Source organism: Pseudomonas sp. Eqa60 (genome assembly GCF_018326405.1).
In the GTDB taxonomy this organism is placed as follows: domain Bacteria; phylum Pseudomonadota; class Gammaproteobacteria; order Pseudomonadales; family Pseudomonadaceae; genus Aquipseudomonas; species Aquipseudomonas protegens.
Window position 1 is genome coordinate 1,708,035 of sequence record NZ_AP024342.1, and the last position, 22,290, is coordinate 1,730,324.

14 protein-coding genes are annotated in these 22,290 nt (G+C 64.2%); 10 read left to right on the top strand and 4 right to left on the bottom strand.

What is annotated here, in order from left to right; translation table 11 throughout:
* Window positions 1–22: 22 nt before the first annotated feature.
* The 7 genes from KI242_RS07685 to KI242_RS07715 all read left to right on the top strand — a co-directional run bounded on the left by KI242_RS07685 (window position 23) and on the right by KI242_RS07715 (window position 13,613).
* Complete coding sequence (locus KI242_RS07685; protein ID WP_015634521.1) at window positions 23–766, top strand: fimbria/pilus periplasmic chaperone; 744 nt, start codon at window positions 23–25, stop codon at window positions 764–766.
* 175 nt (window positions 767–941) lie between these two features.
* The gene (locus tag KI242_RS07690; protein ID WP_169892597.1) at window positions 942–3,524 is read left to right on the top strand and encodes a fimbria/pilus outer membrane usher protein; all 2,583 of its coding nucleotides are present in this window, start codon (window positions 942–944) and stop codon (window positions 3,522–3,524) included.
* Window positions 3,524–4,282 (top strand): fimbria/pilus periplasmic chaperone, encoded by a 759-nt coding sequence (locus tag KI242_RS07695; protein WP_212806029.1) that lies wholly within the window; start codon window positions 3,524–3,526, stop codon window positions 4,280–4,282. Before KI242_RS07690 ends, KI242_RS07695 begins: the two co-directional genes overlap by 1 nt.
* Window positions 4,257–6,008: a ShlB/FhaC/HecB family hemolysin secretion/activation protein gene (locus KI242_RS07700; protein ID WP_212806030.1), complete on the top strand. Its 1,752-nt coding sequence runs from the start codon at window positions 4,257–4,259 to the stop codon at window positions 6,006–6,008. Before KI242_RS07695 ends, KI242_RS07700 begins: the two co-directional genes overlap by 26 nt.
* A gap of 75 nt (window positions 6,009–6,083) precedes the next feature.
* Entirely contained in the window at window positions 6,084–9,119 is a 3,036-nt protein-coding gene (locus KI242_RS07705) for a GLUG motif-containing protein (RefSeq protein ID WP_212806031.1), read from the top strand.
* Between the two features lie 220 nt (window positions 9,120–9,339).
* Window positions 9,340–10,482 (top strand): fimbrial protein, encoded by a 1,143-nt coding sequence (locus KI242_RS07710; protein WP_236202940.1) that lies wholly within the window; start codon window positions 9,340–9,342, stop codon window positions 10,480–10,482.
* Between the two features lie 143 nt (window positions 10,483–10,625).
* Entirely contained in the window at window positions 10,626–13,613 is a 2,988-nt protein-coding gene (locus KI242_RS07715) for a GLUG motif-containing protein (RefSeq protein ID WP_212806032.1), read from the top strand.
* A gap of 197 nt (window positions 13,614–13,810) precedes the next feature.
* On the opposite strand, the gene KI242_RS07720 is transcribed toward KI242_RS07715, so the two are convergent.
* Both KI242_RS07720 and KI242_RS07725 read right to left on the bottom strand, forming a co-directional pair.
* A complete protein-coding gene (locus KI242_RS07720) occupies window positions 13,811–14,599 on the bottom strand; it encodes an IclR family transcriptional regulator (protein WP_015634531.1) in 789 nt (262 codons plus the stop codon).
* Window positions 14,600–14,757: 158 nt separating this feature from the next.
* Complete coding sequence (locus KI242_RS07725; RefSeq protein WP_019093300.1) at window positions 14,758–15,207, bottom strand: PaaI family thioesterase; 450 nt, start codon at window positions 15,205–15,207, stop codon at window positions 14,758–14,760.
* Between the two features lie 322 nt (window positions 15,208–15,529).
* On the opposite strand from KI242_RS07725, the gene KI242_RS07730 reads away from it, so the two are divergent.
* Genes KI242_RS07730 through KI242_RS07740 form a run of 3 tightly spaced genes read left to right on the top strand, consistent with a single transcriptional unit; the run spans window position 15,530 to window position 19,637 of the window.
* On the top strand, window positions 15,530–17,233 hold the full coding sequence (locus KI242_RS07730) for a long-chain fatty acid--CoA ligase (RefSeq protein ID WP_212806033.1): 1,704 nt from the start codon (window positions 15,530–15,532) through the stop codon (window positions 17,231–17,233).
* A 48-nt stretch (window positions 17,234–17,281) separates the two neighbouring features.
* Window positions 17,282–18,637 carry an MFS transporter gene (locus KI242_RS07735; protein ID WP_212806034.1) on the top strand — a complete coding sequence of 452 codons (1,356 nt, stop codon included), beginning with the start codon at window positions 17,282–17,284 and terminating at the stop codon, window positions 18,635–18,637.
* Window positions 18,638–18,668: 31 nt separating this feature from the next.
* Entirely contained in the window at window positions 18,669–19,637 is a 969-nt protein-coding gene (locus tag KI242_RS07740; protein WP_212806035.1) for a nitronate monooxygenase family protein, read from the top strand.
* A 313-nt stretch (window positions 19,638–19,950) separates the two neighbouring features.
* On the opposite strand, the gene KI242_RS07745 is transcribed toward KI242_RS07740, so the two are convergent.
* Window positions 19,951–21,084: an acyl-CoA dehydrogenase family protein gene (locus KI242_RS07745; RefSeq protein WP_212806036.1), complete on the bottom strand. Its 1,134-nt coding sequence runs from the start codon at window positions 21,082–21,084 to the stop codon at window positions 19,951–19,953.
* Window positions 21,085–21,094: 10 nt separating this feature from the next.
* Entirely contained in the window at window positions 21,095–22,282 is a 1,188-nt protein-coding gene (locus KI242_RS07750) for an acyl-CoA dehydrogenase family protein (protein ID WP_041116513.1), read from the bottom strand.
* Window positions 22,283–22,290: the final 8 nt, after the last annotated feature.

The following is a 22,290-nucleotide window of genomic DNA, read 5'->3' on the forward strand; positions in this document are numbered from 1 at the left end:
GTTAGTTATTAAGGGGCAGGTCATGACGCCGACTGCGCGTTTTGTTCATTCTCTCGTTATCGGTGTCATGTTCCTGGGGATACTGTCGGGGGCCGCGCATGCCGGGATAGTACTGGAAGGTACGCGCCTGGTTTATCCAGCAGATGCTCGTGAAGTTACATTGAAGTTGAGTAACACCGGCTCTGTGGCCTTATTGGCGCAAAGTTGGATCGACGAAGGCGATGCCAACAAGTCTCCTGAGGAAATCAAGGTTCCTTTTCTTCTGGCTCCTGCAGTCAGTCGGGTGGAAGCGGGAGGCTCGGCGATATTGCGTGTGTCTTACTCAAAAGAACCCTTGGCAAAAGATCGCGAATCATTGTTCTGGCTGAATGTACTGGAAACGCCACCACGGCGAAAACAGGACGAAAACGTATTGCAGTTTGCATTCAGGACTCGGATCAAGATTTTCTTCCGTCCTGACAACTTGATTGGCAATGCGGGCATGGCTGGCGAAAAGCTCAAGTGGGAATTAAGTCGAGCAGGCGCTTCGCAAGTGCCGGTTATCAAAGTGTACAACCCAACACCTTATTACGTGTCCTTCGGACGCATGGAAGTTGCTGTGTCAGGCCGTCGAATCGATTTGAAGCCAGGCATGGTCGCACCCTTCGGATATGAGTCTTTCTCCTGGCCAGCGGGCGCTCCGTCACAGCCGGCCAAGGCATCAATTGAATATGAGGTGATCGATGATTTCGGCGGCCGAGGCCTGCTGAAAAAGTCGCTTCTTTGACGGGGTTCCTCATCACTTCTGTGGGCTTTTCAGTGGCTTGGTTTTCTTGAGGGGCAGGGGCTTCGTTATGTCGCGTATTCCGTGCCATCGGCATTTGCGTGCGAGCTGTTCTGGGCCTTCATCCGGCCGCAGACGGGTTCCGGCGACGCAGTCACTGTGTCTGGCGGCGGTGCTGATGAGCAATTCCATGGTGCTGGTGGCCGACCAGGACGGCATCGCGCCGGCGACGGCAGAGGCTGCGGATACGGGCTCCAGCCAGGATGTGTTGTTCGACAGCCAGATGCTATTTCAAGGTAAGGGCACTCCCATCGATACCTCGCGCTTTCAACAATTGGGCTATGTCGCGCCCGGCACATACTTGCTTGATGTGCTGGTGAGCAGTCAGTGGCGGGCGTTGCAGGAAATCCAGTTCCGCGCCAGCGATGACCCCCAGGGCAGCCAGCCGTGCTACGACCGTTCGTTGTTGCAGCAGTTGGGTATCGACTTGAAAAAGACCGATGCGAGCCTGGGCACCCATTCCTCTCACCCTCTCATGGGCGATGGGCTGTTTTGCGGCGACCTGGGCAGCTACATCCCTGGCGCGACCACCCGCGTCAAAATTGCGGAACAGAAGATCGAGTTGTCGGTGCCGCAGCTTTTCCTGCAGCAGAACCTGTCGAAAACCTATGTCGATCCGGCGAGCTGGGATTACGGCGTGTCCGCGGCCACGCTCAACTACAACACCAGCCTGTTCAGTTCCCAGAGCAATGGGCGAAGCCAGACCGATGGCTATGCCGGGCTCAACCTGGGGCTCAACCTGGGTGACTGGCGTCTGCGTCACAGCGGCACCGCCACCTGGTCGCCGGAGGTGGGCGGCCATTATCAGCGCGGTTACATCTATGCCCAGACCGACCTGCCGGCCTGGCACTCGCAGTTGCTGGTGGGAGAGAGCGTGACCGAAGCCGATCTGTTCGACTCGGTATCGTTTCGCGGTGTCCGGCTGGCCAGCGACCCGCGCATGTTGCCCGAGAGCCAGCGCTATTACGCACCGCAGATCCGCGGCACGGCCAGCACCAATGCCAAGGTCTCGGTCTATCAGCGCGGCTACATGATCTATGAAACCTCCGTTGCACCGGGGCCGTTCGAGATTTCCGATCTGCAAGCGGCAAGCTTTGGTGGTGATCTGGACGTGACGGTCACCGAGGCCAACGGCCAGACCAGCCGCTTTACCGTACCTTTTGCCACCACCGTGCAAACCCTGCGCCCCGGCACATCACGCTACAGCCTGACGGCGGGCAAGGTGGCGAACCCCGGGCTCGGTGGCAGCGAGCAATATGTGGCCCAGGGCACCCTGCACTACGGCCTGGATAACCAATTGACCGGTTATGCCGGCACGGCCCTCACCGGCAGCTACATGTCGGCGCTGATCGGCAGCGCACTGAATACTTCCCTCGGGGCTTTTGGCCTGGACCTGACCCAGGCCAGAACCGAGCTGCCCCGGGGCGGCAGCATGCAGGGCCAAAGCGTGCGCCTGTCCTACAGCAAGAACCTGCCCAACAGCGGGACCAACTTCTCATTGCTGGCCTACCGCTATTCCACCAGCGGTTACCTGGGCCTGCAGGACGCCATCACCCTGCAGGACCACGTCAACCAGGGCGAGAGTGTCGACTCGTTCGCCCGGGTCCGTGACCGCCTGGATATCAACATCAACCAGCAACTGGGCGACGGCGCAGGGCAGCTCTATGCCACGGGCTCCAGCCTCCAGTACTGGAATCGCCAGGGCCAGACCCTGAACTTCGCCATGGGCTACAGCAACCAGTGGCGCGGTAACAGCTACTCCTTCATGGCTCAGCGCATGCGTGCTTCCAGCAGTGGTTCACGGGCAGGCGCGGGGGCGGACAACACGTTTTTCAGCTTCAGCCTGTCGATTCCCCTGGGGCGGGAAGGGCGCCGGGGTACCACGATCAACAGCTACGCCAGCCATGACAAGCGTTCTGGCGCGCACTACACCAGCGGCATTTCCGGCGTACTGGACAAGGATGGCGACGCCACCTATGCGTTGTCCGCCGCCCATGACCAGCGCCAGGGCGAAACCTCGACCAACGCCAGCCTCAACTATTTCCTGCCCGAGGTTTCCCTGAGTTCGAGCTTTTCCCAGGGCCGCGACTATCGCCAGCAGTCTCTGGGGGCTTCCGGGGGCATGGTGCTGCATTCGGGTGGCTTGACCTTCGCCCAGACCCTGAGTGAAACCACGGGCCTGGTGCATGCTCCCGATGCCAAGGGCGCCCGGGTCGGCTATGCCGATACGCGGGTGGATGGAAGCGGCTATGCCGTGGTCTCCAGCCTGAGCCCCTATCAATTGAACACCGTGGATATCGACCCCACTGGCGTTGCCGACGACGTCGAGCTGCTGCTCAGCTCACGCCATGTGGCGCCGGTGGCGGGGGCGGTGGTGATGCTTTCGTACCCGACCCGCAGGGCGCGTGCGGTGCTGATCGACAGCCAGCAACCCGATGGCCAGCAGTTGCCGTTTGCTGCCGTGGCCGTCGATGCCCAGGACGGTGCCGAGCTGGGGGCGGTGGGCCAGGGCAGCCGCCTGGTGCTGCGTACCGAGCAGGACCAGGGCACGATTCGCGTGGAATGGGGCCAGGAGCCGGATCAGCAGTGCCTGATCGACTACCAGTTGCCGCCCCGCGATACGGCCTCCGCCACGGGCTATGTGGTGCTTCAGCGCCCCTGCCGGGCGATGCCGGCAGGTTCCGTAGAGGAGCGGCCTTGATGGGCCATCAAGGCGGATATCGCCGTCTTTGCTCCCTGCGTGGTTGCCGGTGGCTGCTGGGGCTGCTGGCCTTGTCCAGCGGCTGGGCCCAGGCCGACCTGTCGATTGTCGGCACACGGTTCATCTATCCCGCCGGCAAGCCGGTCATCAGCATCCGGGTCGGTAATAGCGGCCGTGCGCCGATCCTGTTGCAGGCCTGGCTGGACAAGGGCGACGCCGAGGTCGACCCCAGCGCCCTGGTGGTGCCGTTCGTGCTGTCGCCACCCATCTCCCGGCTCGAGCCAAGGCAGAACGCAGCCCTGGTCCTGCGCTACAGCGGCGAGCCATTGCCCGGCGATCGGGAGTCGGTGTTCTGGATCAACTTTCTCGAAGTACCGCCCCTGGCGGCCGCGAAGGACGACTTGCTGCGGCTGGCATCGCGCATGCGCATGAAGCTGCTGTACCGCCCCCAGGGCTTGTCCGGCAAGGCTGACGAAGCGGTCCGCCAGTTGCGCTGGAGCCTTGTGGCGCCGGGGCAGGCTGGCGCTGCGCTGCTGGCCGGCAACCCGACCCCGTACTACGTGTCCTTCGCTGAGGTGGCGCTGGGCAGCGGCAATCGATCAATCACATTGCAGGGGATCACCGTGGAGCCCTTCGGCTCGGCGCGGATCGCCCTGCCCGATATGCAGGGAATTACCCCGGATCAGGCGGTGGTTCATTACCAAGTGGCAACTGACAGCGGGGAGACGCTGAGTGGAAGTGCGCGGATACAAGACTGAAGTTGCCTTGGGCAAGTCATCGAACAGCCTGCTTGCGGGGGGCCTTGAACGGCGCTGGCAGCGATTGTCCGGGGGCTGCCTGGGCTTGTTGCTGATGTTGCCCGCAGTGGCGGCTGCCGCGGTGTATGTGCCCAACGCCGGGCAGGCGATGCGCGACATCCAGGCCACGCAACCGGCCTTGCCGGAGCAGCCGGCACCGGAGCTGGACCTGCCGGCGAAGCCGCCGAGCGCCCCTGCCCAGGCTCCGGACACCTCCGGCATCCGCTTGCAGGTCAACGACTTCGTGATCGTCGGCAACCAGGTGTTCAGCAACGAGACGCTGCAAGCCCTGCTGGCGAACCTCAAGGGCCAGGAGCTGGACCTGAACCAGCTGCGCGCGGCCGCCGAGCGCCTGACGACCTATTACCAGAACCAGGGCTACATGCTGGCCCGGGCCTTCCTGCCGGCCCAGGACATCGAGGACGGCGTGGTGCGTATCGAGGTCATGGAAGGTCGCTACGGTCGTATTCAAGTGAACAACCAGTCCCGGGCCCTGAATTCGGTGATCACAGGCCCGCTGTCGTCACTGCACAGCGATACCGCGGTCCGCAGTGAAGATCTTGAACGCAGCCTGCTGCTGTTGAGCGACCTTCCCGGGGTCCGGGTCAAGGGCACTCTCAGTGCCGGCGAGCAGCGCGGCACCACCGACCTGCTGGTCAATGCGCAGCCCGGGCCCTGGGCCAGCGGCACCCTGGAAGCCGACAACTTCGGCGGCTACTACACCGGCGAATACCGCCTCGGGGGCAGCCTCAACCTCAACAACCCCTTGCGCCTGGGCGATCAGTTCAACCTGCGCCTGCTCGGCAGCGATGAGGACCAGCGTTACTACCGCGCCGCCTACAAGCTTCCCCTGGGCCCCTGGTCCACCAGTGTGGGCGTGGCCTATTCGCGGATGAACTACGAGTTGAGCCGGGACTTCGAGGTGCTGGAGGCCCACGGCCAGGCGAGCATCGGCAGTGTCTTCATCACTCAGCCGCTGATCCGCAGCCGCACCTTCGATCTCAGCGCCCAGTTGCAGTACGAGGACAAGCGCCTGCGCGACGACATCGACCTGTTCGAAGTCAGCAGCCAGAAGCATGTGGAACTGTGGAGCCTGAGCCTCAACGGCAACTCCCAGGACAGCCTGCTCGGCGGCGGGCAGAACTTCTTCTACCTCACCTACGGCAGTGGCCGGTTGAGCATCGACGACCCGATGGACCAGTGGCGCGACCATTTCACGGCCGGCACCAACGGTGGCTTTCAGAAGCTTAACCTCAATGCCGCGCGCCTGCAGTACCTGAGCCCGCGCTTTCAGCTCTATGGCCAGTTCAACGGCCAATGGTCCTCGACCAACCTGGACAGCTCGGAAAAATTCGGCATCGGCGGCCCCTTCGATGTGCGCGCCTATCCCCAGGGGACCAGCAGTGGCGACCAGGGCTGGCAGGCCAGCCTGGAACTGCGCTTTCTCCTGGCCCCGCGCTGGCAGCTCAAGGCGTTTGTCGATCACGGCGCGGTGCAGGTCAACAAGAGCCCCTGGATCCACGACGAGAACCGCCGCCAGTTGTCGGGCGCCGGTGTGGGTGCCAGTTGGAGCGGTCCTTCGCAACAGATCAGCGTGACCAGTGCCTGGGCCCTGGACAACAACCAGGAAGGCAGCGGGCCCGAGCGCACGCCGCGGATCTGGGCCAGCGCGACACAGTATTTCTGAAGGCCGGCGTGTGCTTCGGAGGTGGTGCCGTCCTGCATAGGTTGCAGGGCGTTAATAAGTAGATAAGGAGTCAACGTGAATAAGGTTTATGCATTGGTGTGGAATCAGGCCCAGGGCTGCTGGAGTGTGACCGACGAGGGCGCACGCCGTCGTCGCCGCTCCGGAACACGCAAGGGCCTGGTGGTGATGGTGGCCGGGCTGCTGGGCATTGGTGTTCTGCCTGTGGCCTTCGCGTTGCCGACGGGAGGCACGGTGGTCTCCGGCACGGCGGATATCCTGACGTTCGACAATGGCAAGCAGATGTCGATCAACCAGCACTCCGACAAGCTGATCACCAACTGGAACGACTTCAGCGTGAACCGTGGCCAGACGGTGACCTTCAGCCAGCCGACCAAGACCTCGGTGGCCCTGAACCGGGTGATTGGCGTCAATGGCAGTAACATCCAGGGGCAGATCAATGCCAACGGCCAGGTGTTCCTGATCAACCCCAACGGGGTGGTATTCGGCAACAACGCCCAGGTCAACGTCGGTGGCCTGGTGGCCTCGACCCAGAACATCACCGATGCCAACTTCACCGCCGGCAACTACAAGTTCGCCGGGACCTCGCAGGCTGAAGTCGTCAACAACGGCATGATTACCGCCACCGATGGCGGCAGCGTGGCGCTGATCGGCAAGACCGTGCGCAACGAAGGTGACATCAAGGCGCAGAAGGGCAGCGTGGCCCTGGGTGGCGGCAACGAGTTCACCGTCAGCTTCGACAGCAACAACCTGCTGGACCTGAAAGTCGATGCCGCGGCGATCGATGCGCTGGTCAGCAACGGCGGGCTGCTCAAGGCCGACGGCGGGCAGGTATTGATGACCGCCAAGAGCGCAGGCTCGATGCTGCAGACCGTGGTCAACAACCAGGGCGCCATCGAAGCCAACACCCTGTCGCGCAAGGCCGGCAAGATCACCCTGGACGGCGGTGACGTCGGCGTGGTCAACGTCGGCGGCTCGCTGAGCGCCAACGCACTGACTGCCATCGGCGATGGCGGCGTGGTGGAAACCAAGGGCGCCACCACCAAGGTGCAACTGGCCGCCCGGGTCAACACCCTGGCCAACAATGGCCGGGCCGGGACCTGGAAGATCAGCTCTTCGGACGTCACGGTCAATCCGACCTCCACGCCCGGTGAAACCACCGTGTATGCCGATACCCTGTCGCACAACCTGGCTACCACCAACATCGAGTTGAACAGCAAGGCCGGCAACGTGTCGATCGATGGTGATATCGCCTGGGCCAGCGGCAATCAATTGAGCGTGGCCTCGGCCCAGGACATCAGCCTCAACAAGAACCTCAAGAGCAGCGGTGCGGGCGCCCGTATCGAACTCAATGCCAATCGGGACATCAAGATCAATGGTGCAGTAGCGCTGACCGGGGTCAACAGCAGCCTGGGCCTGGACTACGGCAACAGCTACGCGCTGGGGCCGAAGGGCCAGGTCACCCTGTCCGGCAGTGGCGCCTGGTTCGACGCCAATGGCGACCTGTACAAGGTGATCCAGAACGCCGCGCAATTGCAGGCGATCGGTACCAGCCTCGACGGCCTGTATGTGCTGGGCAACGACATCAAGGGCACCGGCAGCATCAAGTCCATTGGTGGCAGTCGAGAGTTCAACGGGGTCTTCGACGGCCTGGGCAATACCATCAGTGGTTTCACGGTCAATACCGACGGCCCTTACGGCGGTCTGTTCGGTCGCTCGTCCGGCACCATCAGCAACCTCAAGCTGGCGTCGATGAACATCTACGGTGCCACCTCCAACGCAGGCTTCGGCAAAATCGGTGGTTTGGTCGGCGTAAACACCGGCCGCATCGAAAACGTCAGTGGCACCAACCTCAACGTCTTCGCCAACAGCAACCAGAACAACATTGTCGGTGGCCTGGTCGGTGTCAACGCCGGCGGCACCATCGATCGTGGCTCGATGGCCGGTACGGTAACCGGTAATGCCAACACCTCCGCCGTCGGTGGGTTGGCGGGGGAAAACAACGTCGCTTCGACTGGCGTCGGCACCATTACCAACAGCACCACCGACGTGCGGGTGCTGGGCACCATGCAGGTCACCACCAATGGCGGCATGGGCGGCCTGGTAGGCGTCAACAAGGGCGGCCTGATTAGCGACTCTTCGAGTGCTGGCACCGTCGGTACCGGGTTTAACCGTTACGTCCAGGACCCGAACCTGGGTGGCCTGGTGGGTTACAACCAGGGTGGCAGGATCGAACGCGCCAGCTCCTCGGTCGGCGTCTGGGGGTACACCGCCAGCCGTATCGGCGGCCTGGTGGGCTTCAACAACAACGGCGCTATCGTCGACTCCAGCGCCAGTGGCGCGGTGGTCGGTGCGGGCTCCGTGGCTGCCGGTGGCCTGGTGGGCTGGAACCAGAACAGCGAGCTCAATAACGTCAAGGCCACAGGCAAGGTCAGCGATTCGACCGGTGCCAACGTCGGCGGGCTGGTGGGCAAGAACGACAACAGTCGGATCCACACGGCTGAAGTGACAGGTGATGTGGTCGGCGGAGCCAGCGGCAACATCGGTGGCCTGATCGGGCACAACTTTGGTGGCAACACCGAATATGTCGTGGCCCGTGGCAAGGTCAGCGGCGGCAACCTCAGCTACGTCGGCGGCCTGGTGGGCTACAACGACGGTGACCTGAGTTCGGCCGAGGCCAGCGGTGACGTCAGCGGCGGCGCCAACAGCTTTGTCGGCGGGCTGGTGGGGACCAACGGCGACTTTGTCGATCACCGGATCAACAGTGCCTCGGCCAAAGGCAATGTGGTGGGCGGTAGCCAGAGTTCGGTGGGTGGCCTGGTCGGCCAGAACAATTCGTTCATCACCAACTCCCTGGCCAATGGTCAGGTGAGCGGCGGCACCTATGCCCGCCTGGGTGGCCTGGTCGGCTTGAACATGGGCGATCTGCGCAACTCCGTGGCCTACGGCAACGTCAAGTTCGTGTCGAACTACGCCCAGACCTACGGCGGCCTGGTCGGGGTCAACTACGGCGACATGCGCTACAACACGGCGCTGGGCCTGGCGACTCAGGTACCCGCGGTCGGCCTGAACCAGGGCGACATTCGCAACTGATGATCCACAACCACTGATCCGAGGAATGGCAGTTGCCCCCGGTGCGCCTGGCGCACCGGGTTCCGGCTGCTGGCGGGTACCTGCTTGTCTCGTTCCTTGATGATCTTTTTTAAGGGTGGCCGCGAGCAGCCGGCCACTGTTGGGCAATCCATCTCGTTTGTGCAGAACGCTGCCCTTGTCATGGGCGGTATCACCAAGGCGCAGACAGGGAGAAAGACAGATGATTCGCCAATGGCTGAGGCTTGTAGCCGATTGCAGACCGCTGCCCCTGTGGGTTCATGGCGTCATGCTCGCAGGGGTGCTTTGCGGCTGGGGCGGCGCAGAGGTGCAAGCGGCCTCGTTGAACGGTTATGCCAGGGACTGCAACCTCAGCAGCAAGGCCGGTTCCCCCTGGAGGCTGGTCAACCCGTTGAACACCAATACCCCGGTGGGAACCGTGTTGTGGGAGCGTACGGTGACCTTGCATACCAGTTTCAACCTGGCGATCTCCGGGAAACCGCGGGAGCTGGTGACCGCCGGACATTGGAGCCCCGGTACGCCGCAGACCGATGACGCCGCGCCTACCGATGTCGCCGGCATTGGCCTGCGACTGGACGCCGCTCCGCAAGGGCGGGAGAGAATACGGGTGACCCAGGTCACTTCTCCCATTGCCCTGGAAAAAAACGACGACCTGATCTACGAGAACGGTTTACCCGCTCAGACCATGGTCACCCAGATTATTCAATCGCTGATCCTGACCGTACCGCCGGATCAGTTGCCCACGGGCACCCTCAAAGTGACCCAGGTAACAGGCTCGTCCTACCTGCAGTTGTATGCGTACGACCTGGAAAAAAACGAATCAACCCTGGGATCCCAATTGGGCAAGCTCAGCCCGCCGCTGACCTACAGCTGCCGCAAGAGCCTGGTCATGGGCGGCCTGGACTTCAACATGGACATCGAGCTACCCAAGACCTGTGTGGTGGAAGCCTACAAGGAGATCGCCGTGCGCCTGGGGCGCTTCTCCCTGGCGGACTTTCCCCAGGTCAATGCCACCTCGCCCGAGGTTCCCTTCAGCATCGGGTTGAGCCGCTGTTCGATGCAGGCCCGGCCTCGCATCAGCTTTATCGACAAGTCAGGGGGCTCTGCGGTCAAGGGCGTGCTGGGCCTGATCGATTCCACCACCCGCGGGTTCGGCATTGTCATGACCAATGGGCTGACCTCGGAACGCATCGAGTACAGCGGCCAGAGCTACGAGATGCAGCGCATCGGCGATGGCGCAAGCATTCCCCTGCGAGCCAGCTACATCCGCATCGGCAATGACCAGGAGGTTCACGCCGGAGGGCCTGCCAACGGGGCTGCAGAGTTCACTTTTACCTTCCCATGATCGCGACCGCTCATTGAGCCGGGCCGTCCGTGGGCAAGTTCTACCCAACACCGTCGTCCAGTTTGAAGGCCTAGCGAGCGCTTCAGCGGCAGTGCCGTGCTGCAAAGGTTTGCAGTACGTAGATAAATCGATATGGAGTTTTCATGAACAAGATCTATGCATTGGTATGGAACCAGGCCCAGGGCTGCTGGAACGTCACTCACGAAGGCGCCCGGCGTCGGCGTGCCGGCTCCGGCAAGGGCCTGGTGGTAGCAGTTGCCAGTCTGTTGGCATTGACCGGGTTGCCTTCGGCGTTTGCCTTGCCCACGGGAGGGGAGGTGGTGTCCGGCAGTGCCGATTTCCATACCCAGGGCCAGCACATGTCCATCAATCAGCAGACGGACAAGCTGGTCACTCAGTGGAAGGATTTCAACGTGCAGAACGGTCAGTCGGTGACCTTCAACCAGCCCACCAGCACTTCGATCGCCCTGAACCGGGTCGTGGGTGTCAATGGCAGCCAGATTCACGGGCAGATCAACGCCAATGGCCGGGTGTTCCTGATCAACCCCAACGGCGTGGTGTTCGGCCAGGGCGCTCAGGTGAATGTCGGTGGCCTGGTGGCTTCGACCCGGGATATCAGCGATGCCGATTTCAAGGCCGGCAACTACAAGTTCGCCGGCACCTCGGCAGCCGAGGTGGTCAACCTGGGCTCCATCACTGCCGCTGACGGCGGTGGCGTGGCGCTGCTCGGGGCCAGGGTGACCAACCAGGGCACCATCAAGGCGCAGAACGGCCGTGTGGCGTTGGCCGCAGGCGATGGCTTCACCGTCAGCTTCGATGACAACCAACTGCTGGACCTGCATGTCGACAGCGCAGCGCTCGACGCGCTGGTGCACAACACCGGCACCGGCCTGCTCAAGGCCGATGGCGGGCAGGTGCTGATGACCGCCAAGAGCGCGGGCTCCATGCTGCAGACGGTGGTCAACAACCAGGGCACCGTCGAAGCCAACACCCTGTCGCAGAGGGCCGGGCGCATTACCCTGGATGGCGGCGACGTGGGCGTGGTCAGCGTCGATGGCTCGCTGCGCGCCAGTGCGCTGGACGGCAAGGGCGATGGTGGGGTGATCGAGACCCGGGGTGCCAATACTCGGGTGCAACTGACGACCAAGGTCGACACCCAGGCCAGGGATGGCCAGACGGGCACCTGGAAGATCGCCAGCAACGAAGTCAAGGTGGGCTCCTTCCTCACCGCCAAGAGCAACACTGCCCATGCCGACACCTTGTCGCGCAACCTGGCAACCACTCATATCGAACTGGCCAGTGGCAAGGGCGACGTGGCGGTGGAAAACGGGCTCTTCTGGTTCAGTGGCAACCAGTTGACCCTCTCTTCGGCCAAGGACATCCGCCTGGATGACAGCCTGTTTGCCGGTGGCGCCAATGCTCGGGTGGAACTCAACGCCCAGGGGGACATCAAGCTCAATCGTCAGCTGACGCTGAGCGGCAGCAACAGCAGCCTCGGGCTGAACCATGGCGGCAACTTTGCGCTGGGCCAGAATGGCGGCGTCACCCTGTCCGGCAACGGCGCCCGCTTCGATGCCAACGGCGAAGCCTACAGCGTCATTCAAAACGCCACGCAGTTGCAGGCGATCGACCAGGATCTGGCGGGCCGCTACGTGCTGGGCAACTCCATCGACAGCAGTGCACGCCTGACCTCCATCGGTGGGCAGCAAACCTTCAGCGGCGTCTTCGAGGGCCTGGGCAACACCCTCAGCGGTTTGACGGTCAACAGCAACGGCACCGACGGCGGGCTGTTCGCCAGTTCGTCCGGCAGCATCGGCAACCTCAAGTTGGCCTCGATGACCATCAACGGCGCCACGTCCACCACCGGTAGCAGTGCCGTCGGTGGCCTGGTGGGGCGCAACAGCGGGAAAATCGCCAACGTCAGTGCCAGCAAACTGCGGGTGAATGCCAAGGGCCGGCAGGACAACCTGGTCGGCGGCCTGGTGGGCAGCAACGCCGGTGGCTCCATCGACGCGTCGTCGGTGGCCGGTGTGGTATTGGGCAATAGCTTTACCTCGGCGGCCGGTGGCCTGGTGGGCGAGAACCGTCAGGTGGCGGGCAGTGGCGGCACCGTGACCAACAGCAGCGCCGATGTCCGGCTCACCGCCAGCATCGCCAGCAACGCCGAGGGCGGTGTGGGCGGGTTGGTGGGCGTCAATCATCAAGGGCTGATTGCCGCATCCTCCAGTTCTGGAACGGTTTCCAGTGGTGACAGCTACAGCTACAAGGGCACCAACCTGGGTGGCCTGGTGGGTTACAACCAGGGCGGCCGCATCGAGGGTTCCCAGTCTTCGACGGCGGTCTCGGGCAATGGCGCGAGCCATGCCGGCGGCCTGGTGGGGCGCAACGAGTCGGGCCGCATCAGTGACTCTGTCGCCAGTGGCGGGTTGCTGGGCAAGAACTTTGCCACGGCCGGTGGCCTGGTGGGCCTGAACCAGGACAGCACGTTGCACAACGTCACGGCCAGTGGTTCGGTCAATGGCGGCAGCAGCCTGCACATCGGTGGTCTGGTGGGGCAGAACATCGACGGCCACATCAGCCTTGCCGAGGCCTTCGGCCTGGTCCAGGGCGCGAGCAACAGCAACGTGGGCGGGCTGGTCGGCTACAACGTGGGCGGGCTGGTTGCCAACTCAACGGCCTGGGGCAACGTCGTGGGCAAGGACCAAAGCCATGTCGGCGGGCTCATCGGCTACAACGCCGGGGACCTGAAGGCGGTGGAAGCCCGTGGTGATGCCAGTGCTGGCGCCAAGAGCGCGGTGGGCGGCCTGGTGGGTACGCATGGCGTTCTCAAGGGTGACAGCCTTATCGACACCGCTTCGGCCAAGGGCAATGTCTCCGGGGGCAGTTACAGCGTGGTCGGTGGCCTGGTGGGGCAGAACAATGCGCGGATCGTCAACGCGCTTGCCAGCGGTACCGTCACCGGTAGCCGGGATGCTCAACTGGGCGGCTTGGCGGGGGTGGACCTGGGTGACATTCGCCAGTCTGCATCCTTCGGCAATATCCAGGTGATTGCGCCCAACTACGCAAGCCTGGGTTACGACCGCCCGTTCAGTCAGGCGGCCGACTTCAACCAGGGGGTGATGGGCAACTGAATCGCACCCGGCCGTCGATAGAGGCGCTTGCCCACTTCGGATATGCCCTGGCAACCCAGGGCGTGTCCGGAATCGGCTGCCTGCTTCAGCATCGATGGAGTGTCCTGCCCTTGGGCACTTTCGATTGGCTGGCGTTTGGGCAACCTTGAAACCAACCCCTGCATCCATCGCGGATCAGGGGTTTTTTATGGCCTGCCTCAGACGCCCAGGCTTTCCAGGTCCCGTGCCAGCATCACCAGTTGGTGGGCCAGGGAGCTTTCGAGTTTTTCGCTGGACAGCTGGAAGCTCGGGGCGCCGCAGGTCAGGGCCATGATGCTGCCGTCGGCCAGGCGCAGTGGCACGCCGGCACCGTTGACGTTGCGGTCCCACTCGCCCAGCGACAGGCAGAAGCCGAACTCTTCGTATTCACGGAAGGAGTCTTCCAGGGATTTTTCCAGGGCAGGCCATTCATCACCGAGCTTTTTCGCCACTTCCCCCAACAGATGGTCACGCTCGATTTTCGGCGTGGCGGCCAGGTAGGCGCGCCCGGCGGCGCTGGTGGCCAGGGGCAGGCGCAGCCCGGGCTCCATGCGCAGGCTGGCAACTTCCGGCGGGCGGCTGCTGTCGACGTGGATCATCGACAGGCGATCGCGGCAAGTCAGGCTGACGGTGGTGTTGGTGCGGCGCGAGAACTCGTCCATGAACGGCTTGCCCAGCTGGCGCACCCGCAGGCTGGCGGAGTAGGCGTAGCCCAGGGCCAGTACCGCTGAATCCAGCTGGTACTTCTCCAGGTCCTGGTTGTACTTGAGGTAGCCCAGCTGCGTCAGGGTGTAGGTCAGGCGCGACACCGTGGGCTTGGGCAGGCCGGTGATGCGCGCGATGTCCTGGTTGCCGCGTACCGCGTGACCGTGGGTAAAGGCCCGCAGGACTTCCAGGCCTCGGGCCAGGGCTTCGACGAACTTACGGTCTTTGGGCGCTTGTTCCGGGGAGTCGTTCGGGTCTTGCATGGGGTCTTCCGGTAGGGGCTGGTGCCGGGCGCAATGCCGGTTGACCACGCAGCGGATTCGTGGAAACAAAGGAAAAATGTTATCCCGGAACCGCCGCAATTGAAATCTGCGATTCCCTGACGAAACCCGATTCCGTTCCTGACGCCATCACCGGCCAATCAAGGGCACGCCATAACCTCAGTGGCTGCCGCGCGCAGGCGGCCGCGCTTGAACACCCCTTCGGCGCTGGCCAGCAGGCGGTCCTGGGCATCCAGCAGGTCGCAGCTGGCCATGAAGATCTTGGCCCCGCCGCCGCGCAGGCGGGCCACGGCCCGGACCTCGGTGGCCGGTGGGATCGCGGCCATGTAGTTGATGTTCAGGGACAGGGTCAGGGCCAGCCGCCACTGGGCGGGGTCGGCATGCCAGGTGCCGCTCATGCCCATGGCGGTGTCGGCCAGGGAGGCGATGACACCGCCGTGCAGATTGCCGGCCTGGTTGAGGTGATGAGGTTGGACGGTGACCGCGATGACGGTTTGCGCCTGCTGGTATTCCCGCAGGTTCAACCCGAGATGGGCCGCGAATCCGCTGAACAGGCCTTGCAGCATCGAAACTTCGGGTACGGCACTCATGGGCGATGGCTCTTGGGTCAGTCCCGGTCGGGTTTCCTGGAGGGCAGGTGTTCCCCGTGGCCAGGCAGCAGTGATTGTTCTGATTGTGTTTCGCAGGGCAGATAGTTCGTTGAAATGCAGGATGTCAGCGAATATTCTACTGGTCAATATGGAATGTTATTTCGCACAGCGGAATATAAGTGGTTGAAAATCACGCCCCGCATGGGGCAGGATCGATCCGGGGCGGTGGCCCATCAACGTGCGGCCTGGCTGGCCAGCCGGCACCGGATGACGCTGTCCATGGCTGTTCCCTCGATCATTCCCGGGCTTGAAGGAGTCTTCCATGTCCACCGCTCGTACCCAGCGCCCCCATCACCGTGTCTGGCCCAAGCGCCTGCCCCTGGCCTTGTCGGTGCCGGCCACCTCGCTCTGGTTCAACCTGGAGGTGGCGGCCCGGCGTTACCCGGACAAGGTCGCCTACCGGTTTTTCGGCCACACGCTGAGCTTTGCCCAGTTGCAGGCCGAGGCCCTGGCGCTGGCCGGCTGGTTGCAGGGCGAAGGGGTCGAGCCCGGTGACCGGGTGGCGCTGTACCTGCAGAACTGCCCGCAATTCATCATCGCCTGCTACGCCATCCTGCGGGCCAATGCGGTGCTGGTGCCGATCAACCCGATGAACAAGGTGCAAGAGCTGAGCTACCAGCTCGGCGATGCCCAGGCGCGGGTACTGATCTGCGCCGCGGACCTGGCGCCCATCGCCCAGGCGGCGAATGCCAGCCTCGAACCCGAGCAGCGACTGCACCGGGTCCTGGTGACCCGCTACAGCGATGCCATGCCGGCGCCGGCGGACATGCACCCGGCGGAGGTCGCCAGCGCCGAGATCGATGCCTGGCTGCGCAGCGAGCCACCGCTGCCCGAGGGCTACCAGCGCTGGAACGAGGCCCTGGCACAGGCCTGCTGCCCCGGCCCGCACACTGCCCAGGCCGATGACCTGGCGCTGCTGCAATACACCTCGGGCACCACCGGCCATCCCAAGGGCTGCATGCACACCCATCGCAGCCTGATGAGCAACGCGGTCAGCGGCAGCTGGACCCAATCCACCGTGGAGTCGGTGGGCCTTGGGGTCGTGCCGTTCTTCCACATCACCGGCCTGGTGTGCTTTGTCCTGCGGGCGGTGTTCGATGCCACCAGTACGGTGATCATGCCGCGCTGGGATCGGGAGCTGGCCGGGCGGCTGATCTCGCGGTACCGGGTGACCCACTGGACCTGCATCCCGACCATGGTCATCGACCTGTTCGCCAGCCCCCATTACCAGGACTTCGAACTGTCGAGCCTGGTGCATATCAACGGTGGCGGGGCGGCGATGCCCGAGGCGGTGGCGCAGCGCCTGCGCCAGGAGTTCGGCCTGACTTTTCTCGAAGGCTACGGCCTCACCGAAACCGCCGCCGCCAGCCATGGCAACCCCCCTGAGCGGGCCAAGCTGCAATGCCTGGGCATGCCGTTCTTTGGCGTCGATTCACGGGTCGTGGACCCGCGCACCCTGGAGGAACTTGCACCCGGCGAGGTGGGGGAAATCATCACCTTTGGCCCGATGCTGTTCAAAGGCTACTGGCGCAACCCTGAAGCTACCGAGGCGGCGTTCGTCGAGTTCGAGGGCAAGCGTTTCCTGCGCACCGGCGATCTGGGGCACATGGATGAGGAGGGCTATTTCTTTCTCACCGACCGCCTCAAGCGAATGATCAACAGCAGCGGCTTCAAGGTCTGGCCGGCGGAAGTGGAGGCGCTGCTGTTCAAGCACCCGGCGGTGCACGAAGCCTGTGTCATCGCCACCCGGGACGCCTACCGCGGGGAAAGCGTCAAGGCCCTGGTGGTGCTGCGCAGCGAGGCCCGGGGCCACACCGCCAGCGAAGAGATCATCGCCTGGGCGCGCGAGCACATGGCCGCCTACAAGGTGCCGCGTGTGCTCGAGTTCGTCGACAGCCTGCCCAAGTCCGGCTCCGGCAAGGTGATGTGGCGCGTGCTCCAGGATCGCGAGGCGACCCATAGCTGAAGAGTGATTTCCCAGGCGGGCCAACCCGCGACTGCGTCGGAGACGACAATGACTACAACAACAATAACGGTCCAGGATCCCCACGCCTCACCCGAGCATGCCCGGCAGCTCGACACGCTGTACGCCAGGATCCGCTGGCGCCTGCTGCCGCTGTTGATGCTGTGCTACATGGTGGCCTTTCTGGACCGGGTGAACATCGGCTACGCCCAGTTGCAGATGAAGCAGACCCTGCCGTTCGGCGATGCGGTGTATGGCCTGGGGGCGGGGATCTTCTTCATCGGCTACTTCATCTTCGAGGTGCCCAGCAACCTGATGCTCAAGCGCAGCGGCGTGCGCAAGACCCTGTTGCGGATCATGTTCTGCTGGGGCCTGGTGGCCGCGGCGATGATGTTCGTCAGCACCCCGATGCAGTTCTACGTTCTGCGTTTTCTTTTGGGGGCCTTCGAGGCCGGGTTCTTCCCCGGGGTGATCCTGTATTTCACCTACTGGTTCCCGGCGCCGCGCCGGGGGCAGGTGATCGCCATCTTCATGACCGCCGCCGCGGTCGCCGGGCTGATTGCCGGGCCGGTCTCGGGCAGCATCCTCAAGTACCTGGACGGCGCGGTCGGCCTGCACGGCTGGCAATGGATGTTCATGATCCAGGGGCTGCCGGCCAGTGTCCTGGGGGTAGTGGCTTTTTTCTATCTGCAGGACAGCCCGGCCCGGGCCCGCTGGCTCAGCGCCGGGGAAAAGCGCCTGCTGGACGCCGACATGGCCCAGGATCTGGCGAACGCCCGGGACAAATCCCAGGACAGCCTGGCGCAGATGTTTCGCGACCCCAGGATCTACCTGCTGTCCACGGCCTATTTCATGTTCCTGGGCGCCACCTACATGCTGGTGTTCTGGATGCCGAGCCTGATCCAGGGCTGGGGCAGCAAGGACCTGTTGCAGGTCGGGCTGATCACCGCGATCCCCAATATCGTCGGGATCGTCGGCATGGTGCTGATCGGGCAGCACTCCGACAAGCACCGGGAGCGGCGCTGGCACTTCGTCGGCTGCATGGCCATCGCGGTGTTCGGCCTGGCGGTCACCACCTTGCTCAACGGCCACCTGCTGCTGTCGGTTACGGCCCTGGGTTTTGCCTACGTGGGGATCAAGGCCGGCACGCCGATCTTCTTCGCCCTGGTCAGCGAGTACCTGTCGGTGGCGGCCACCGCCGGGGGCATTGCCTTCATCAGCAGCCTGGGCAACCTCGGCCCGGCGGTCACACCCTGGCTCAACGGGGTGATCAACAGCCATACCGGCGGCCACGTGTCGAGCATGTACCTGGGGATTGTCATGTACCTGCTGGCGGGCGGGCTGGTACTGGTGACCGCGCGCATCGCCCGGGTGCCCAAGGTCGCTGCGGTCGTCGCCGAATCATGAACTACCCATTGGATTGCCCAGGAGCCCGAACATGAGCCTGCCGAAGATTCTCACCCAGCATTTGCGCCTGCCAGTGGTGGCCGCGCCGCTGTTCATCATTTCCACTCCCGAGCTGGTGATCGCCCAGTGCAAGGCCGGGATCGTCGGTTCCTTTCCGGCGTTGAACGCACGGCCGGCCGAGCGCCTGGGGGAGTGGATCGAGCAGATCACCCAGGCCCTGGCCGAGCACGACCGGCTGCACCCGCAGCGGCCCGCCGCGCCGTTTGCGGTGAACCAGATCGTCCACCGCTCCAATGACCGGCTGGAGCAGGACATGGCGGTCTGCGTGCAGCACAAGGTGCCGATCATCATCACCTCCCTGGGCGCGCGCCCCGAGATCAACCAGGCGGTGCACAGCTACGGCGGCATCGTGCTGCACGACGTGATCAACAACCGTTTTGCGCGCAAGGCCGTCGACAAGGGCGCCGACGGCCTGATTGCCGTGGCGGCCGGCGCCGGAGGGCATGCGGGTACCCAGTCGCCGTTTGCCCTGGTGCAGGAAATCCGCCAATGGTTCGATGGCCCGCTGCTGCTTTCCGGGGCCATTGCCTCGGGGCGTTCGATCCTCGCGGCCCAGGCCCTGGGGGCGGACCTGGGCTACATCGGCTCGGCCTTTATCGCCACCCAGGAGGCCAACGCGGTGGCGGGCTACAAGCAGATGATCAGCCAGTCGACGGCCGAGGATATCGTCTACACCAACCTGATCACCGGCGTGCACGGTAATTACCTGAAGGCCTCGCTGGTGGCTGCGGGGCTGGACCCCGATGACCTGCCCAGCAGCGATCCCTCGCAGATGAACTTCGGCGCAGACAGGCACAAGCCCAAGGCCTGGAAGGAGATCTGGGGCTGCGGCCAGGGGATTGGCGTGGTTGACGGCGTACCGAGCGCCGGAGACTTGGTGGCGCGCCTGGGCAGGGAGTATCAGCAGGCCTGCCAGGAGCTGCGCACCCGGTTGCTGTAACGCACAAGTGGGGAAGGGGAGGCTGCCGGCAATGGCCGGCAGCGTCGTTTTCGCGATCTACCAGATCTTGTGGATGAGGCTCAGGGCGTGGCCGCGGTAGGCCAGGGTCTCCATGACCTCCAGGTAGCGGTTGTCGACCTCGGACACGCCCTTGCCGGGCGCAGCGCTGATGCGGCGCCAGGCTTTGCTTGGGTTCAGCAGGGGGATTGAGCGCAGCGTCGGGCAGCGCGCTGCGCACCGGGCAAGGAAGGCGGCGACACCTGCTGCCCTTGCGACAGGCTCAGGTGGCCGCCCGGGCCGCGATTCATGGGGCCTATTGCTTGCCGAGGGCGATGTAGCGTTGCAGGTGGTGATCCTCGTCCCCCAACTGATGGTCGATCATCACCAGCCGCTTGGCGTAATGGGCCAGGGGCAGCTCCCAGGTCATGCCGATGCCGCCGTGCAACTGGATGCATTCTTGCGCCACCAGGGTGCCGATGCGGCCGATGCTGACCTTGGCCGCTGACAGCGCGCGCTCGCGGTCCAGGCGATCGGCCTCCAGGGCCGAGGCGGCATTGATCACCGCCGAGCGCGCTTGTTCGATCTCCAGCAGCAGCACCGCCATGCGATGTTGCAGTGCCTGGAAACTGCCGATCGGGCGGCCGAACTGCTGGCGGGTGCGCAGGTAATCCAGGGTCGCCACTTTGGCCACCTCCATGGCGCCCAGGGCTTCGGCGCACAACGCCAGCACGCCGCGGCCAATGGCCCGCTCCAGGGTGGCATGGCCCTGGTGCAGGGTGCCCAGCAGGGCGGAGCCCGGCACAAGCAGCTGGTTCAGGCGCACCTGCGCCACGGGGCCGCCATCGAGGGTGGCGCTGCCGCGGATCTCCAGGCCCGGGGTCTCCCTGGGCACCAGGAACAGCGAAATGCCCTGGCTGTCGTCAATGGCCCCGGCGGTGCGGGCCGACACCACCAGCAACCCGGCCTGCTCGCCGTGCAGCACCAGGCTCTTGGTGCCATCCAGGCGCCAGCCGTCGGCCTGGGGTTCGGCGCGGCAGGCGACCCGGTTGAGTTCGTAGTGGCTGTCGGGTTCGTCATGGGCCAGGGCGGCGATCAGGCTGCCGTCGATGATCTGCGCCAGCTCGATCTTCTGCGTTTCGCTACCGGCGCTGGCGATGGCGTCCCCGGCCAGCACCGCGCTGCCCAGCAGCGGTTCCACCAGCCGCCCGCGGCCCACGGCCTCGAAGACCAGGGCCAGGTCGAAGCCACCGCCGCCGTAGCCACCGTCGGCTTCGCTGAACAGGGCGCCGATCACCCCCATCTCTGCCAGCTGCTGCCAGATCCCGGAGTTGAAACCCTGGCCTGACTGCAGGCTCTGCTGGCGTTTTTCCAGGTTGTAGTGCTGGGCGATAAAGCGGTTCAAGCTGTCGCCGAGCATGCGCCGTTCTGCGCTGTGTTCGAAGTTCATGTGCGCACCCTCAGAGCCCGAGAATCATTTTCGAAATGATGTTTTTCTGGATTTCATTGGAGCCGCCGAAGATCGACAGCTTGCGATTGTTGAAGTACTGCGCCGCCGCGCTGCTGGCGAAGGCCGGGCCCAGGTCCATCGCCCCGGTGTCGCCTTCGTCCTGCATGACCCGGGCGGCGGGGCCCATGGCCCGGCGCAGCAGAGCGGTGAGCTCCTGGCGGATTTCCGTGCCGCAGATCTTCAGCATCGAGCTTTCCGCGCCGGGCGCGCCGCCACCGGCCACCGCTGCGATCACCCGCAGGTTGGTGGTCTTCATGTTCTCAAGGTCGATCTCGACCCGGGCCAGGCGTGCAGCGAACTGCGGGTCTTCCAGCAGTGGCCGGCCATTGCGGGTGCGCTGTGCTGCCACGCGCTTGAGGCGTTGCAGCGCGGCCATGGACAAGCCGACCCCGGCAATGTTGGTGCGCTCGTAGGTCAGCAGGTACTTGGCACAGGTCCAGCCCTTGTTTTCCTCGCCCACCAGGTTGGCCACCGGCACCCGCACGTCGGTGAAAAACACCTCGTTGATCTCGTGGTCGCCTTCCAGGGTGATGATCGGACGCACCTCGACCCCGGGGCTGGCCATGTCGATCAGCAGGAAGCTGATGCCTTCCTGGGGCTTGGCCTCGCGGTCGGTGCGCACCAGGCAGAAAATCATGTTGGCGTGCTGGCCCAGGGTGGTCCAGGTCTTCTGGCCGTTGACCACATAGTGATCGCCGTCGCGCACCGCCGTGGTCTTGACCGCCGCCAGGTCCGAGCCGGCGCCGGGTTCCGAATAGCCCTGGCACCACCAGTGGCGGCCGTCGAGGATGCGCGGCAGCCAGTAGTCCTGCTGCTGTGGGGTGCCGTACTTGATCAGCACCGGGCCCAGCATGTTGACCCCGAACGGCACGATGCGCGGCGCGTTGGCCAGGCCGCATTCGAGTTCGAAGATGAATTTCTCCACGGCGCTCCAGCCCGGCCCGCCAAAGGCCTCGGGCCAGTGGTTGGCCAGCCAGCCGCGGGTGTTGAGGGTCGAATGCCAGTGCTCCATGTCGGCCTTGGACAGGCGTTCGCCATTGGCCACCTTGTCACTCAGTTCGCTGGGCAAGTGTTCGGCGAGGAAGGCCTGCACCTGATTGCGGAAGGCTTCTTCTTGGGGGGTGAAACTCAGGTCCATGTCGGCGT

Coding starts and splice junctions, on each gene's coding strand:
- KI242_RS07685 (WP_015634521.1), top strand. CDS start 23: ATGACGCCGACTGCGCGTTTTGTTCATTCTCTCGTTATCGGTGTCATG.
- KI242_RS07690 (WP_169892597.1), top strand. CDS start 942: ATGAGCAATTCCATGGTGCTGGTGGCCGACCAGGACGGCATCGCGCCG.
- KI242_RS07695 (WP_212806029.1), top strand. CDS start 3,524: ATGGGCCATCAAGGCGGATATCGCCGTCTTTGCTCCCTGCGTGGTTGC.
- KI242_RS07710 (WP_236202940.1), top strand. CDS start 9,340: ATGATTCGCCAATGGCTGAGGCTTGTAGCCGATTGCAGACCGCTGCCC.
- KI242_RS07715 (WP_212806032.1), top strand. CDS start 10,626: ATGAACAAGATCTATGCATTGGTATGGAACCAGGCCCAGGGCTGCTGG.
- KI242_RS07720 (WP_015634531.1), bottom strand. CDS start 14,599: ATGCAAGACCCGAACGACTCCCCGGAACAAGCGCCCAAAGACCGTAAG.
- KI242_RS07725 (WP_019093300.1), bottom strand. CDS start 15,207: ATGAGTGCCGTACCCGAAGTTTCGATGCTGCAAGGCCTGTTCAGCGGA.
- KI242_RS07730 (WP_212806033.1), top strand. CDS start 15,530: ATGTCCACCGCTCGTACCCAGCGCCCCCATCACCGTGTCTGGCCCAAG.
- KI242_RS07735 (WP_212806034.1), top strand. CDS start 17,282: ATGACTACAACAACAATAACGGTCCAGGATCCCCACGCCTCACCCGAG.
- KI242_RS07740 (WP_212806035.1), top strand. CDS start 18,669: ATGAGCCTGCCGAAGATTCTCACCCAGCATTTGCGCCTGCCAGTGGTG.
- KI242_RS07745 (WP_212806036.1), bottom strand. CDS start 21,084: ATGAACTTCGAACACAGCGCAGAACGGCGCATGCTCGGCGACAGCTTG.
- KI242_RS07750 (WP_041116513.1), bottom strand. CDS start 22,282: ATGGACCTGAGTTTCACCCCCCAAGAAGAAGCCTTCCGCAATCAGGTG.